The sequence below is a fragment of the Streptomyces ferrugineus genome, from assembly GCF_015160855.1.
GTDB lineage: Bacteria > Actinomycetota > Actinomycetes > Streptomycetales > Streptomycetaceae > Streptomyces > Streptomyces ferrugineus.
This window is the reverse complement of sequence record NZ_CP063373.1, coordinates 5,082,242-5,096,454: the sequence shown is the minus strand read 5'-3', so window position 1 is coordinate 5,096,454 and position 14,213 is coordinate 5,082,242. Positions and strand designations below refer to the sequence as shown.

The 14,213-nt window shown below is 67.3% G+C and carries 9 protein-coding genes; 3 read left to right on the top strand and 6 right to left on the bottom strand.

The genetic code is table 11. The features are described from left to right. Positions 1-187: 187 nt before the first annotated feature. The gene (locus IM697_RS23160; protein WP_194037839.1) at positions 188-1,411 is read left to right on the top strand and encodes an ROK family protein; all 1,224 of its coding nucleotides are present in this window, start codon (positions 188-190) and stop codon (positions 1,409-1,411) included. Positions 1,412-1,781: 370 nt separating this feature from the next. On the opposite strand, the gene IM697_RS23155 is transcribed toward IM697_RS23160, so the two are convergent. The 6 genes from IM697_RS23155 to IM697_RS23130 all read right to left on the bottom strand — a co-directional run bounded on the left by IM697_RS23155 (position 1,782) and on the right by IM697_RS23130 (position 10,812). Next, positions 1,782-2,690: a TIGR03564 family F420-dependent LLM class oxidoreductase gene (locus IM697_RS23155; protein ID WP_194037837.1), complete on the bottom strand. Its 909-nt coding sequence runs from the start codon at positions 2,688-2,690 to the stop codon at positions 1,782-1,784. A 566-nt stretch (positions 2,691-3,256) separates the two neighbouring features. Then, positions 3,257-5,830, bottom strand: coding sequence for a glycoside hydrolase family 3 protein (locus tag IM697_RS23150; protein WP_194037835.1), 2,574 nt, complete (start codon positions 5,828-5,830; stop codon positions 3,257-3,259). 42 nt (positions 5,831-5,872) lie between these two features. Then, positions 5,873-7,483, bottom strand: coding sequence for a beta-N-acetylhexosaminidase (locus tag IM697_RS23145; RefSeq protein WP_194037833.1), 1,611 nt, complete (start codon positions 7,481-7,483; stop codon positions 5,873-5,875). Positions 7,484-7,572: 89 nt separating this feature from the next. Continuing rightward, complete coding sequence (locus tag IM697_RS23140) at positions 7,573-8,508, bottom strand: carbohydrate ABC transporter permease (protein WP_194037831.1); 936 nt, start codon at positions 8,506-8,508, stop codon at positions 7,573-7,575. Next, the gene (locus IM697_RS23135) at positions 8,505-9,443 is read right to left on the bottom strand and encodes a carbohydrate ABC transporter permease (RefSeq protein WP_228044119.1); all 939 of its coding nucleotides are present in this window, start codon (positions 9,441-9,443) and stop codon (positions 8,505-8,507) included. Before IM697_RS23135 ends, IM697_RS23140 begins: the two co-directional genes overlap by 4 nt. Positions 9,444-9,501: 58 nt before the next feature. Next, entirely contained in the window at positions 9,502-10,812 is a 1,311-nt protein-coding gene (locus IM697_RS23130; protein ID WP_228044118.1) for an ABC transporter substrate-binding protein, read from the bottom strand. A 621-nt stretch (positions 10,813-11,433) separates the two neighbouring features. Between IM697_RS23130 and IM697_RS23125 the strand changes: the two genes are divergently transcribed. Together IM697_RS23125 and IM697_RS23120 are read left to right on the top strand one after the other, a co-directional pair. Then, entirely contained in the window at positions 11,434-12,678 is a 1,245-nt protein-coding gene (locus IM697_RS23125) for an IS256 family transposase (RefSeq protein WP_194037738.1), read from the top strand. Between the two features lie 575 nt (positions 12,679-13,253). After that, complete coding sequence (locus IM697_RS23120; protein ID WP_265582659.1) at positions 13,254-14,213, top strand: LacI family DNA-binding transcriptional regulator; 960 nt, start codon at positions 13,254-13,256, stop codon at positions 14,211-14,213.

Sequence of the window (14,213 nt, the reverse complement as noted above, 5' to 3'; positions counted from 1 at the left end):
GCGTCAAGGGTTGCGATCCAGTTCCCCTGCTGGCCATGTAGCCGGATCAGCTGTGAGATCAGGCGGCCAACAGGTTCCGCCGGGAAAAATGCGCAAGACGGCAAGCGCCACCGGAGGGCAAGTTAGTATGTGATTCGTACTTAAGCGGGGCCTGCCCCGGAGCGATCGAGGGAAATGAGGAGCAGCGTTGACGTCCGTTGACGATCGCCACGATGAGTCGGCCGAGCCGCGTACCGGTACCGCGTTGATCTCGCCGAGTCTGGCCGGTCAGGTCAACCGTGCCAGGGTATTGCAGTCCCTGTACGACCTCGGTCCGCTGTCGCGCTCGGACCTGGCCCGACTCACTGGTGCCACCCGCGTGATGATCGGCACGATCGTCCAGCCGATGCTCGACAGCGGCATCCTCGCCGAAGGAAAGGCTCGCGCCAGTGGGGCCAGCGGCGGAAAACCCGCCCGCCCGCTGTGGTTCTCACCGTCGGGCCCGCCCATTGCCGCCGTGCACATCATGCCCGGCCGGATCGACGCCGCCCTGATCGGCACCGCGGGAGACATCCGGGCCACCGCGAGCGCCGAGTACGCCCCGCACACCGACGGGCCGGAGATGGTCGTCGACCACGTGGTGAGCAGCCTGCGCCGCGTACTCCCCACCGACGGCGCACCGCCGCTCGGGGTCGGCATCGCCGTCGGCGGCATGGTCAACACCGACACCGGCACCATCGTGAAGTCCAGCCTCGCTCCCGTCCTCACCGGACTGGACCTTGGCCCGGCCGTCACCGCACAGATCGGCCTGCCGGTGCACCTCGACCACCACCCCCGGGCCCAGGCACTCGGCGACCGCTGGTTCGGGCAAGGCCGCGGCGTACCGTCCTTCGCCTCGATCTACCTCGCGGACGTCCTCGGTGTCGGACTCGTACTCGACGGCGCGGTCCAGCGGGGCGGCGCCGGAGCCGGCGGCGAGGTCGGCCACACGACCGTCCAACTCGACGGACTGCCCTGTCACTGCGGGCAGCGCGGCTGCTGGGAAACCATCGCCACCGACCGCTGGCTGCGCGAACAGGCCGCGCGCCTCGCTCTGCCGGCCGCGCAGACCATGACCGCTGGCGCGCTCACCCGCCTGGCCGAGCGCGGGCATCCCGGCGCCGCCGACCTGCTCGACACCTACGCGCGCAACATCGCGCTCGGCATCGCCAACCTGCAGCAGGTCCTCGCCCCGGGCCTGTACATCCTGCACGGCCACACCACCGGCGGAGGCGACACCCTGCGCCGCGCCATCGAACACCACGTCCACACACGTGTCCTGCGCCACCCGGGCAACACGCCACGCATCGTCTTCGCTGACCCCCAGGACCACGCCACCCTGCTCGGCGCCGCCGGAATCGTCCTCTCCCACGCCCTCCGCCTCATCCCCTAGCCCTGCAGTGGGGGAAGTCTGCGAGTCGGCCCGTGCCCTCTTCAGCGAACACTCCGAGCACGCGACCGGCGAAGGGAACCGCCGCCTCGACCGACCGGGAACGCCGTTGAATTCGGCGACGGGCGTCTCGACACCGTCCCCCGTCCGCGACGCTCAGACGATGCAAGAGTCGACGTGGGGCGGTTCACGGGTCACCGGGAACGGGACTCCGCAGGGCGGGCCATGAGACAGATGCCCTTCATGGGCATCTGCCGGGAATTCTGCTTCAGCCAGCCGGTGGCCCAGGGATCGAGCACACCTGCGTTCGTCTGTCCAGCTGGCTGCTGCTCATTGTCATCGAGGGCGAACCCGGGGGAGCCGCGCGCGAAGCTCAGCTTGTGAGTGAGGCCAGCAACTCCCGTGTGCGTCTGCGGGATTGGCGGTGATCGGGACCCACCGGAACGGTGAAGACCTGGATGTCCGTGGCGCCCGCGTCGAGAAGGCTCTGGAGCTGGCGGGTGACGCTGTTCTCGTCGCCGAGGATCGCGGCGTCAGCCTCGCTGTGGGCGCCGCCGATCTCCATGATGCGCCGGTAGTTCGGGAGCCCTTCGCAGATCATGGCGGTCTCGGCGGTCGCCGCGCGTGCCTCGGCGATGTCGTCGTGCACCGCGACCGGCACACCGGCGACGATGCGCGGCACGGGCCGCCCCACGGCAGACGCCGCCGCCCGCAACCGGGGTGCGGCATGCGTCTCGATGGCCCGCGCCGATGCCATGAACAGGACTGCCCCGTCGGCCAGTTCACCGGCCACGCGCAGAAGTCGCGGACCGGGCGCGGCCAGCAGCACAGGGACCGGTTGCCGCGCCGGCACGCGCGCGCCGCGAGCCGTCCGGTCAGTCCCTTCGAAGGTGACGCTCTTGCTGCGCAACAGACCTGTGAGGATGCGCAGGTATTCCTCATTGTTCCGGCCGGGGTGGTCGTAGGAGAGGCCGTACATGCCGCTGGCCACGGGTTCGTGCGAGGGGTCGAGGCCCAGCAGCAGACCGGGCCGGCCCATCGCCTCCGCCGCAGCGGCGGCGCGGTTCGCCTGAAGCAGCGGGTGGCACGGGTAGGTCTGCAGGACGGCGGTGCCCAGCTCGATCGTCGAGGTCTCCCGCCCGGCGATCGCCATGGCGGTGAGCGGGTCGCCGAGGACGGTGCTGTCGTACCAGACGGAGCTGAAGCCGTCCGCCTCGGCGGCCTTCGCCTGCTCGACGAGTTCCTCGGTGGTCGTCGGCCGACCTGTCAGACCAATCCGCATGGGCAAAACCTTCCGGAACTGCAGGGAATCCGCTGGAGGGGGGGCAACTGCCGTGGAATCAACCGAAACTTGTTCTCGGGCGCGGCGGCGCCGGCGCAAGGCGACGCTCCTCGGGCCGGCGGCGGGGACGGGAACGCATCGGTTGAGAGTGCCGTCCGGCATCTCTCCACCGTCGTGTGTGGCCACCCAGAGGTAGCCCTCCGTGTCGACGGTCGTGTTGTCGGGAAGGGCGGGGCCCTCGGTGGTGACCACCGACAGGGTCTCCGATGATGTGCACGCTCAGGCCGGGATCGACACGGTAGAGGTGCCCGGACAGCTCGGGGATCCCTACGGTTCCGGAGGCCGACGCCCGGATGAGCGTTCCGTCGGCCACGCCGGTGATGGACCGTCTCTGCCGGTCGACAGGCCCTTCGCACGAGGCGGCGCGGGCCGTGGTGACCGTGTGCACCGCGCTCGCCCGGTAGTACGGACCCGACGGCGAGCTCTCCCCGGAGGGGGCCGCCGCCGGGTCCGTACCCTTCGCGCTGGATCTGATCCAGTACCGGCCGGCTGACTGACGCCGCGTGTCAGCCGTGTCCGCAGACCAGAGGTGCAGTGGCCTTGATGTTCCGCACCGAGTCACCGACCGAGACGGTTCGTCCGTCCGGCGCCGACTTCCAGCTCTTGCTGCTGGTGTCCCAGTAGTTGAGTTGGTCGCGGTCTATGTGGACCTTCACCACTCCGCTCTGGCCGGGCTGTAGAGAGATCTTGCCGAAGCCTCCCAAAGCGTGCTTCGCGAACTGAGCGTCGTAGCGGCCTGTCGGAGCGCCTATGTAGAACTGAGGTGTCGCGGTCCCGGCTCGCGCCCCCGTGTTCCGAACCCGTACCGAGACGGTCGCCCCGGCACTGTCCGGCTTCACCGTCAGTCCGGTGTAGCGGAACGACGTGTACGACAGGCCGTAGCCGAAGGGGAAGAGCGGCGTCTGTCCTGTCTTGTCGTACCAGCGGTACCCGACGTGGATGCCCTCGTCGAAGTTGAGGGAGCCGTTCTTGCCGGTGAACGCGTCAGGTGTGGCCGGGACGGGCCCCTGGGTCTCAGAAGCGGGGAACGTCACCGGCAGTTTGGCCGATGGGCTGACGTCCCCGTAGAGCACCTTGGCCAACGCCGTACCGAACGTCTGACCCGGGTACCACGCCTGGACCACTCCTTCGACCTTGTCCAGCCAGGGCATCAGCACCGGGCCGGCGGTATTGAGGACGACGATGGTGCGGGGGTTCGCCTTCGCCACGGCTTCTATCAACTGGTTCTGGTCGCCGGGCAGTTCCAGCCCGTCTCGGTCGGATCCCTCGCCGGAGGCGTAGTTCGCCATCACGATGGCCGCCTTCGCCTTCTTGGCGGCCGCGACCGCGGCGGGAATCCTCGACTGGGAAGGCTTCTGCCAGGCCAGGTTGAGCCCGTCGGTGCCGAAGGCCTGGCTGAGGCTGCTGTAGCTGACGCTCAGCTGTACGGGCTTCCCCGCCTTGAGGCTGATCGTTCCTTGCGCCGGGTACTGCGGACCGGCCCACAGGTGCGAGGTGGGCTTCTTGGCGTTGATGACGGTCTCACCGTTCACGCTGAACTTCATGTCGCCGGACACCAGCGACGTGAATCGGTACAGACCGGTCTCGGTCGGAGTGAACGTCGACGTCCACTTCGCGGAGTAGGGGGCCTTGAGGCCGGTGGGAACCTTCGGTACGTCGATCGACGCCTCGTTGCGGCTGATGGCCGGTTCGCCGCTCGGCGTCGCCGTGTCCCAGTACTGGGCAGACCAGCCGGTTCCCTCGCCGCGCGTGGGCTTCAGCGCGGAGCCGGAGACGAGGTCGGTGGCGGGGGTGTCGCCGGCCGATCCCTGTGACGAGACGATGGTCGCCGACGTGCCGGCGCGATCCTTGATGCCGTCGAGAGGGGTCACGGTCGAGTCGGCGGAGATCGGTACGGACGGCCCACCTCCCTCGACGTACATCGCGTCCATGCCGGAGGGGCCGATGACGGCAAGCGACTTGTCCCTCGCGGTGTGCAAGGGCAGGGCGTCTGCGTCGTTCTTCAGCAGTACCATTCCCTCCGCCGCGGCCTGGGCGGCGAACCTTCTGTGCGCGGCCGTGCTGATCTCGTCCTTCTTGACGGGCGGGTGGTCGAACACCCCTGAGTTGAACAGGGCGAAGAAGATGCGGTGGTCGCTCTCGTTGAGTACATTCAGGGGAATCCGGCCCGAGGTGTACATCTCAGCCGTCCGCTGCTGGTTTCCCCCGTCGAACCCGGCGATGTCCGCACCCGCGAGTGCGGCCGCCACGGCGTCGCGCTGCCCGAAGAGGTAGTCGGGGATCACCAGGCCCTGGAACTTGCTCTTGACGTCGTCGAGCAGATCCTTGTTGTGGCAGGCCGGCAGTCCGTTGACCTGGTTGTAGGCGCACATGACCGAGTCGGCGCCGTTGCCCTTGATCGTCGCGACTGTGGCTGCTTCATAGATTTCATGAAGGGCCTGCTGCGGAATGTTCTCGTTGATCGCCGGCGTGCGGCCGCCGTAATCATCCGGGTCGTCGCTCTCGAAGCCCATGCGTGCGTATTCCTGGGTGACTGCTCCGTAGTGCTTCACGGTCGTCATGATGTTCTGCGACTTGGCCGCGGCGACTTCGGCGCGAGCCATCTCACCGATCAGGAACGGGTCTTCTCCGAGGTTCTCGGCCTGGCGCCCCGAGAGCGGCTGACGGGTGACGTCCATGGCCGGCCCGAGCCAGATCGATCTCCCGCTGTCCCGGATCTCCTGTGCGACGGCCGTCCCGTACTGGGTGGCGAGCCTTCTGTCGAAACTGGCCGCCATGGACTGGGCCGACGGGAAGGCAGTCGCACCCTCGACGCTCACGCCGCTCGGGCCGTCGTGGGAGGCGAGGATCGGAGGCAGGCCGTACTTGACCAGTGGTTCGAAGTTGTCGAGGGCGACCTGCACCTTTTCCTCGAAGGTCAGCGCGTTCAGCAGCGCTGTTGCTCGTTCGGCGGGTGATTTCGTGGCATCGCGCCACGGCTGGTCAGCTGCGTGTGCGGGAGCGATCGAACCGCACAGCAGGCCGGTGACGAGTGCACCTGCTGCGATCTTGCCGGCACCACGTTTCCAAGGCTTGCGCATGAATCTCCTTCGATCGATGCGAGTGGTCGGCGTGTCGGTGAGTCAGTTGCCGGGCGCCGCTCCGACTGCGGCGATGACGCTCTGGAAGCCGTCGTAGCCGGTGACGAGGACGGGTGACTCCCAGGTCTTCTGCGCCATGACGCGCAGGCGCGGATAGATCGATTCGGCGGCCTCGCTCTCGGTCCAGCTTCCGCCGCTGTTCCAGAGGTTGATGGCTGAACCGCGGTTCGCCGGCGCGTTCGGATCCACGGTGTGGAAGCCCGAGGTCGGGTGATCGCCGCCGTAGGCGTATCCGTGGAAGGAGTCCACCGCCCAGTTCTCGTAGGTCCACGGCATGGACGGCTGTGCCGGCGGCCCCTGCGGGAAATCGTAGGTGGGGAAGAACCCGCGGTTGTTGATGCGGTATCCCGCGGCCAGCAGGGTCTGTGGCGGGTCGGGCGAGATCGGCTGTTGCGGGTAGAACAGGTCCGTCCACCAGTCGACGACGAGATCCTTGTCCAGCGTGACAACTCCCTCCTGGCTGAAGAGGTCGTTCCAGACACGCATGGTCCGGCCCTGCTCGCGCACGAGGTCGTGCATGTCGTTGACCAGGCCGCGTACCCCGTCCTTGCCGATCGCCTGCGGCCCGAATCTCTGCTGCGCGTACGCGACAAGCTGTGGGTAGTTGGCGTATTCGGCGGTGACGATGTACTCGTCCGCGCCCATGTGCCAGTAGGGGCCGGGGAACAGCTCCAGGTATTCGCTGACGACCTCGCGCAGGAGGCGGCGGGCGCCGGGAATGGAGTAGTCGATCTTGCCGTGCGCGGCAACGCCCGCGGCATCTCTGAGCTGGTACTGCGGATAGTGCGCCAGCAGGGCGCCCGTGTGGGCAGGCATGTCGATCTCGGGCACCACGGTGACGTGGTACCGCGCGGCCAGGGCGAGCAGGTCGCGGACCTGCTGCTTGGTGAGACTGGGCGTGGACTGCACGCCCAGGCGGCTCTCGATACGCCAGCCTTCGTCATCGGTGAAGTGCAGATGGAGGAGGTTGAGCTTCAGGTAGGCCATGTCGCGAATCCGGTCGGCCAGCCACTCGTAGGAGAAATGCATACGAGCGATGTCCACCATGAGGCCGCGTTCGGCATAGCGGGGCCAGTCTCTCGCCACACCGGCCGGGATGTCCGACTCCTGCCGGAACAGCTGCAGGAGCGTGCGGGTGCCGTAGAAGGCGCCCTTCGCGGTGCGGGCGGTCACGGTGATGTGGTCGCCGACCTCGAGCAGGTAGCCTTCGGCTCCGAGTTCCGGGTCGGTGGAGCCCAGTTGCAGGACGATGTCGCACTTGTGCGCCGGGCGATCGGTGACGGAGACGCGCCCCACGTCCTTGGAGTCGGCTTGCAGGTCGGCAGCGAAGGTCTGCGCCACACCGGAAAGCCGTCGCGCGTCCTTGCTGCGCACGATGATCTGGCCGGCGGGGCCGAGACGGTACGAGCCGCTCTGGCCATGCCATTCACGCAGGGCCGGAATGGTCTGCGGCCGGCTCGGGTCAGCAGTCGCGTCCGGAGCAGACGCTTGGGCCGGCGTGGTCGCGAGGGGTGTGACAGCCAGGCCGCCCAGTACTGCGGCGGCGCCGACGAACGTGCGGCGCGTAATAGGGGTCAACTTCTTTTCGTGCATGGCCATTCGCCTTCTCTGGTTTGGTGGCGGTGGGTCATCTCTTCAGGCTGTTGGCACAGTTCTGTTTCGGGTGCAGCGGTATGCGCTGCTCATCCCTTGACTCCTCCGGTGGCGAGCCCGGATTGCCAGTAGCGCTGCAGGAAAAGGAAGGCGATCATCAGGGGAAGGATGGAGACGAATGCTCCGGTGATGACCGTGGAGAAGAGCACCTGGGCTCCGCCGCCGGCGGAGGCCGCGCTCTGCCACTGCGCCAGGCCGACGGTGACCGGGAACAGCCTGGGAGAGTTGAGCATGATCAGCGGCAGGAAGTAGTTGTTCCAGGTGGCCACCAGCTGAAAAAGAACAACGGTGACGATGCCGGGAGTCAGCAGCTTCAGCGAGATCGTGCGGAAGATCCGGAACTCACTGGCGCCGTCGATGCGGGCGGCCTCCAGGATGCTGTCGTCGACGGCGTCGGCCGCGTAGACGCGCATGAGATACACGCCGAAGGGGCTCACCAGTGAGGGCAGGATGACCGCCCAGACGGTGTCGGTCAGGCCGGACGCCGCGAAGAGCAGGTAGGTGGGCAGGGCCAGCGCGGTCAGCGGCACCATGATGGAGCCGAGGACGATGTTGAACACGGCTCTGGAACCGGGGAAGCGGTACTTGGCCAGAGCGTATCCCGCCATGGTGGAGAGGGCAGCGGCCCCGACCGATCCGACGACGGCGTACACCGCTGTGTTGATCAGCCATCGGCTGAAGATGCCGTCCTGGAAAGTGAACAGGGAGCCGAGATTGTCGAAGAGTTCGAAGGAGTCGCCGAACGAGAGGCCGAAACTGGTGAAGAGGTTGGCGTTGTCCTTCGTGCTGGATATCACGAGCCACAGCAGCGGGACGATGAAGTAGATCACCGTGAGCCAGATGATGACGGTCAGTACATTGCTGCGCCGCTTGTCGCGCTCGACGGGGCGGCGTCTGCGGCCGACTGCACGGGTGGTGTGCACAGGGGCGCGTGCCGCCTCTTTGCTCAAGGGAGGCGCGGTCATGCTCGGCGCTCCTTCCGGTTGATGATGCCCTGGACGACGAAGGAAACGATCATGATGACGAAGCCCAGCAGGAAGGCGATGGCGGCGGCGTAGTTGTTCTCCTGGTTACGGAAGGCCAGGTTGTACGCGTAGAGGTTCGGGGTGAAGTCGCTGCCGATCGCGTTCGGGGCGATGTTGAACAGCAGGTTGGGTTCGTTGAAGAGCTGGAAGGAGCCGATGATCGAGAAGATGATCGTCAGCAGGAGCGCCGGACGCAGGGCCGGCAGCTTGATGCTCCAGGCGATGCGCCATTGGCCGGCTCCGTCGATCTCGGCTGCTTCGTAGAGGTCGTCGGGCACCGAGCGCAGGGCGGCGTAGAGAACGATCATGTTGTAGCCGATGAACTCCCAGCACACGATGTTCATCGTCGAGCCGAGGATCTTGCCGGGTGCCAGCAGGTTCGGGGCGTCCAGGCCGACGGCGTGGAAGAGCTGGGTGACCAGGCCGAAGTCCTTGCCGTAGAGGTATCCCCACATGAGGGTGGCCACCACGCTGGGCACGGCGTAGGGCACGAAGATCAGCATGCGCACGACCTTGCTGCCGCGCACACGCCGACTGTCCAGGGCGAGCGCGATGAAGACGGAGGCGGCCAGCATGATCGGCATCTGGACGCACAGGAACAGGGCCACGCGGCGCAGGCCGTCCCAGAAGTTCGGATCGTGCAGTGCCCGGGTGTAGTTGTCCAGGCCGCTGAAGACCTCACCGCCCACCAGCTGCGAGGTGAAAAGGCTGAGGTAGGCCGAGTAGACCAGCGGGACAGTGAAGAACGCGGCGAAGACCAGGAGGAAGGGCAGGGTCAGGAGCCACGCGGTCCTGGTCTGGCCGGCGTGGATGCCCCGGCGTCGACGGGCGGTCAGGGCGGAGGGCGCCATGCGGCGCGGTGCTTCGGCGGTCATGACTGCCTTCTGATGGGGGTGGGCCGGCCGGCCGGGCGTCCGGCCGCCCGGCCGGGGTTTACTTGACGCTGAATCCCTGCTGCTCGGCGTAGCTGACCAGCTTCTTCTGCCAGGCGCTCAGGGCCGACTTCAGGTCGCCGTGTTCGGCGATCGCCTTGCCCAGCGTGTCGTTGTACGAGGAGTTCACGTAATCCTGGAACGGCACGTACTTCTGGTTCTGCGGGACGGTCTTGGAGACGCCGGCGAAGAACTTGTTGACCTGCTGGCCGCCGTAGAAATCGGATTTCGCGTCCGTGAACTCGGGGTTGGACAGGGTGGCTGTCGTCGTCGGGTACAGCGACTGCTCGTTGGCCAGCTTGATCGTGGAAGACGGGTCGCTGTTGATGAACTTCGCCAGCTCGTAAGCCTGGATCGGGTGTGAGGTGGCGGCCATCACCGCGTCCGACGAACCGCCCCAGTTCGCCGCGACGTTCTCCCCGGCCTTCCACTGCGGCAGGACCGCGGCCCGCCACTTGCCGCTCGTGTTCTTCGCGCTGCCCGCCAGGAAGGTCGGGCCCCAGGCGGCCGTCAGCCAGGTCGCGTACTTGCCGCGTGACAGGCCCTGGTACCAGGCGTCGGTGAAGTCCGGGTCAGTGGCGACGAGATCCTTCTGGATCAGATCCTGCCAGTAGCCGACGACCCTCTGCGTGGTGGCGTTGTCGACGTCGATACTGACCGTCTCCTTGCCGTCGTAGCCGAAGGGCCTGGCGCCGGCCTGGGAGAAGAAGCCGAGCGTCTGCGGCATGTCGTTGCCCGGGATGTTGGTGATGTACGCGCCGGTCTTCTTCTTGACCGCCTGCGCGGCGGTGGCGAACTCGCCCCAGGTGGTGGGGGCGCTCACGCCCGCCTTGCCGAAGATGTCGGTGCGGTACAGGGTCCCCATGGGACCGGAGTCCTGCGGGACGGCCCAGATGCTGCCGTTCTGCGTCACCTGGCTCCAGACGCCCGGAACGAATTCGGAGGCGACCTTGTCCGCGCCGTAGGGGGTCAGGTCCAGGAGGCTCTTGGTCTGGGTGAAGGACGGCAGGTAGTCGTAGCCGATCTGCGCGACGTCCGGAACCCCCTTGCCAGCCTTGACCGCCGCACGCAGCTTCACGTACTGGGCGTTGGCGTCTCCCTGGTTGACGAGGTTGACCTTGATCTTCGGATACTTCTTCTCGAACAGGTCGATCTCGTCCTGGATGTCGGGCACCCATGACCAGAAGGTGAGGGACGTCGGCGTGTTCATCGCCTTGTCGATCTCTGCCTGAGTAACCGGCTTGGACGACTTGGCTCCGGAGCCCCCACCGCCGGAGGGGCTGCATGCGGTGAGTGCCAGGGCGATCGTCACTGCGCCCACTGCGACGGTCAAGGCGGTGCTGCGCGGAGTTCTCATGGTGCTGCTTTCGATGGAAGGGGAGGAGCCACCCGGTCGGGCGGCCCGGGACGTCAAGCGCGAGTGCGGTTGTGCGGGGAGGCGTCCCCGCGGCCTGCCGCGCGTCAGAGACGAACCGACGAAGGCCGCGGAGGCGAGCACCTGGGCGGGCGCGGACGAATCAGTTCGTGACGGGGCTGCCGCGCCGGCCGGAGATCTGTGGCCGGTGCGTTCGCAGCCCACGTGGCGGTACTGCGGGGTGCTGGTCACAGCGCCGGAGTTGGAGGACCTGACCGGGGCTGAAGGCCGCCGTAGTCAGGGTTGCGCGCACACATCCCTGCGCGCTGTCGCTGAAAACCCCAGCGGCACCCAACTCGCCCTCTTGCTGTGGGAGTTGAAGCCGATGGGAGCTTTCGACCAGCGGATTCTCGCAAGCTGGGATCGCGTCCCATGAAGTGGTGTAGCCGGGTGTGGTCCCGGAACGCGCGGGTGTCTGCCCGGGGCGTGCATCCGTCGACCGTGCATGCTCCCTGAGCAAGGGCAGGCCATCGCGCAAGTCTCCCTGGTGAACGGGCAGTTCAACCGGAGGAGCACGCGATGGCCTTGTCCCAGTCTGAGCTGATGCGGCTGCTGGAGTCACTACGTCGGGCCGACGGAGTTGAAGCAATCAGGGTGGTGTGTGAGCGCATCCTGCAGGAACTCATCGAGGCCGAGGCGACTGAGGCCATTGGGGCTGCCCCGCGTGAGCACTCGCAGACGCGCACTACATGGCGCAACGGACACCGCGAGAGGCTGCTGACTACGCAGGCCGGCGATCTGGATCTGAAGATTCCCAAGGTGCGGACCGGGTCGTTCTTCCCCTCGCTGCTGGAGCGGCGCCGGCGCATTGACCGGGCGCTGTTCGCCGTGGTGATGGAGGCATACGTGCACGGGGTCTCGACCCGCTCGGTCGACGACCTGGTCAAAGCACTCGGTGCGGACAGCGGGATCTCCAAGTCCGAGGTCTCCCGGATCTGCGGCGAACTCGACGAGGAACTGACCGCGTTCAAGGAACGGCCACTGGATCACACCGTCTTCCCCTACGTCTTCCTGGACGCGACCTACTGCAAGGCGAGGGTCAACCATCGGATCGCCTCGCAGGCCGTGGTCATCGCGACCGGGATCTCCGCCACCGGGCACCGCGAGATTCTCGGCCTGATGGTCGGCGACAGCGAGTCGAAGCCGTTCTGGACGAAGTTCCTGCGGTCCTTACGCGCCCGTGGCCTGGAGAACGTCCAGCTGGTGATCTCCGACAGCCACAGCGGTCTGGTGGCCGCGATCCGCACGGTCTTCCTCGGCGCGGCCTGGCAAAGGTGCCGAGTTCACTTCGTCCGCGACGTCTTCAGCGTGATCGAGAAGGGCTCAGGGGAGATGGTCGCTGCCACCATCCGCACCATCTTCGCGCAGACCACCGGCGAGCAGGTGCGCACCCAGCTGGACGTGGTGGCCGACATGCTCGGACGGCAGTTCCCGCAGGTCAAGAAGATGCTGCTGGATGCGGCGACGGACATCACCGCGTTCGCGGACTTCCCGCCGGCGCACTGGAAGAAGATCTGGTCGACCAACCCGCTGGAGCGGCTGAACCGGGAGATCAAACGACGGGCCGACGTCGTCCAGGTCTTCCCCAACCCCGCCGCCCTGGACCGACTCGCCGCCGCGGTCCTGGCCGAACTCCACGACGAATGGCAGGTCTTCGACCGCCGCTACCTCTCCGAAGCCTCCATGGCCGAGCTCTTCGCCACCAAACGAACCGAACCCGAACCGCAGATCACCCCACAACCGGAACCGAAACAACTGCCGTGACTACACCACCCAGCGGGACATGACCCAAGCTGGACGGTCCAGGAGCCCTGCGTGACCTGCTGCACCTGCCTTCGAGGCACGCCCACACCCTCCCCGCTCGGGAACGAATCTCCACTGCCCTGCACTGCCTTCTGCGCGCACATCGCCGACCGCGTACATCAGTCCGAACTCGCGCCCTCGCGTTCGGCGGGTGGGGCGGTCCGGACGGCATCTGCGCCTACGTCATTTCGCCCGTCTTCCGGTGTTGTGAGACCGGGCGTGCTGCTCGCTCTGTGAGCCGCTTCGTGCTTTGACTACGAAGTCAAGCGGTACCCTGAACGTTCGAACGCATGGAGTCAAGAGGGCAATCGCATCTATTTTCGCAGCGCCGATCAGCAGGCAGCGGCGCCAGTTGGCGGCGATCTCAGTCCTTCCCATTCCACTCTTGACTACGTAGTCTGAGCGCGTTCAGCTGCCCGTGCACAGTTGCCGCCGGGCGCGTCGAGACGTGAAGGGATCGGTGAGCTGTGGCATCCACCGGCGGGGACAGGGTCGTTCCCCGGCCTGCGAGCACGGATGTGGCACGCCTGGCCGGCGTGTCGCAGAAGACCGTGTCGCGCGTGATGAGGGGCGAGCCGCATGTCCGTCCCGAGCTGCGGGAGAAGGTGCTCCGCGCAGCCCAGCAGCTGCGTTACCGCCCCAACGCGGCGGCCCGCAGCCTGACGTCCGGCCGCACGGGCCGGATCGGCGTCGTCGCGCTCGGTGCCCGCCTGTACGGCCCCTCGACGCTCCTCGTCGCGGCGGAAGCGGCGGCACGTCGGCTGGGCTACGCGACCATCGTCGCGCACACCGGCGAGGACGACGGCCACGGTCTGGCCGGTCCGATCGAGCGGCTGCTGGAGCAGGGCGTCGACGGCATCATCCTGCCCGAGGACATCGACGAGGGGCCCATCGCGGTGACCATCGACGTGCCGGTGCTGACCATGGGGCGGTTCCACGGCATCGCGGCCCTACGCCGCGTCGAGACGGCGGAGCGCGCCGATCGCAGTGGCTATGTGGCGACCCGTCACCTCATCGATCTCGGTCACACGGAAATCCGCCACGTCTGCGGCCCCGACCGCTGGTGGGCCGCACGCGATCGTGCCGACGGCTGGCGCTCCGCGCTGACCGACGCCGGCCTGCCGGTGGCCGACCCGATCGAGGGCGACTGGACCTGCGAGGGCGGCTTCGCCGCAGGGCTCCGTCTCGCCGAGGACACGGCGATGACCGCCGTCTTCGTCGCCAACGACGAGATGGCCATCGGAGTGATCCGGGCCCTGCACGAAAGCGGCCGTCGCGTGCCGGACGACGTCAGTGTCGTGGGCATGGACGACATCCCCGCGGCGCGCTTCCTCAACCCCGCCCTCACCACCATCGTCCAGGACCTGGACGCCATGGCGGCCGAAGGCGTCGCGCTGCTGGTCGAGGAAATCGCCGCACCCACCTCCACCGGCCGCCGGATGCACCTCGATGAACCGACGCTCGCCGTCCGCGAGTCGACCGCACCGCCCCGGTGA

Bases quoted from the DNA above. Each gene is read 5' to 3' on its own strand.
- IM697_RS23150 (WP_194037835.1), bottom strand. From the start codon at position 5,830: ATGCGCAAGCCTTGGAAACGTGGTGCCGGCAAGATCGCAGCAGGTGCA.
- IM697_RS23145 (WP_194037833.1), bottom strand. From the start codon at position 7,483: ATGCACGAAAAGAAGTTGACCCCTATTACGCGCCGCACGTTCGTCGGC.
- IM697_RS23135 (WP_228044119.1), bottom strand. From the start codon at position 9,443: ATGACCGCCGAAGCACCGCGCCGCATGGCGCCCTCCGCCCTGACCGCC.
- IM697_RS23125 (WP_194037738.1), top strand. From the start codon at position 11,434: ATGGCCTTGTCCCAGTCTGAGCTGATGCGGCTGCTGGAGTCACTACGT.
- IM697_RS23140 (WP_194037831.1), bottom strand. From the start codon at position 8,508: ATGACCGCGCCTCCCTTGAGCAAAGAGGCGGCACGCGCCCCTGTGCAC.
- IM697_RS23155 (WP_194037837.1), bottom strand. From the start codon at position 2,690: ATGCGGATTGGTCTGACAGGTCGGCCGACGACCACCGAGGAACTCGTC.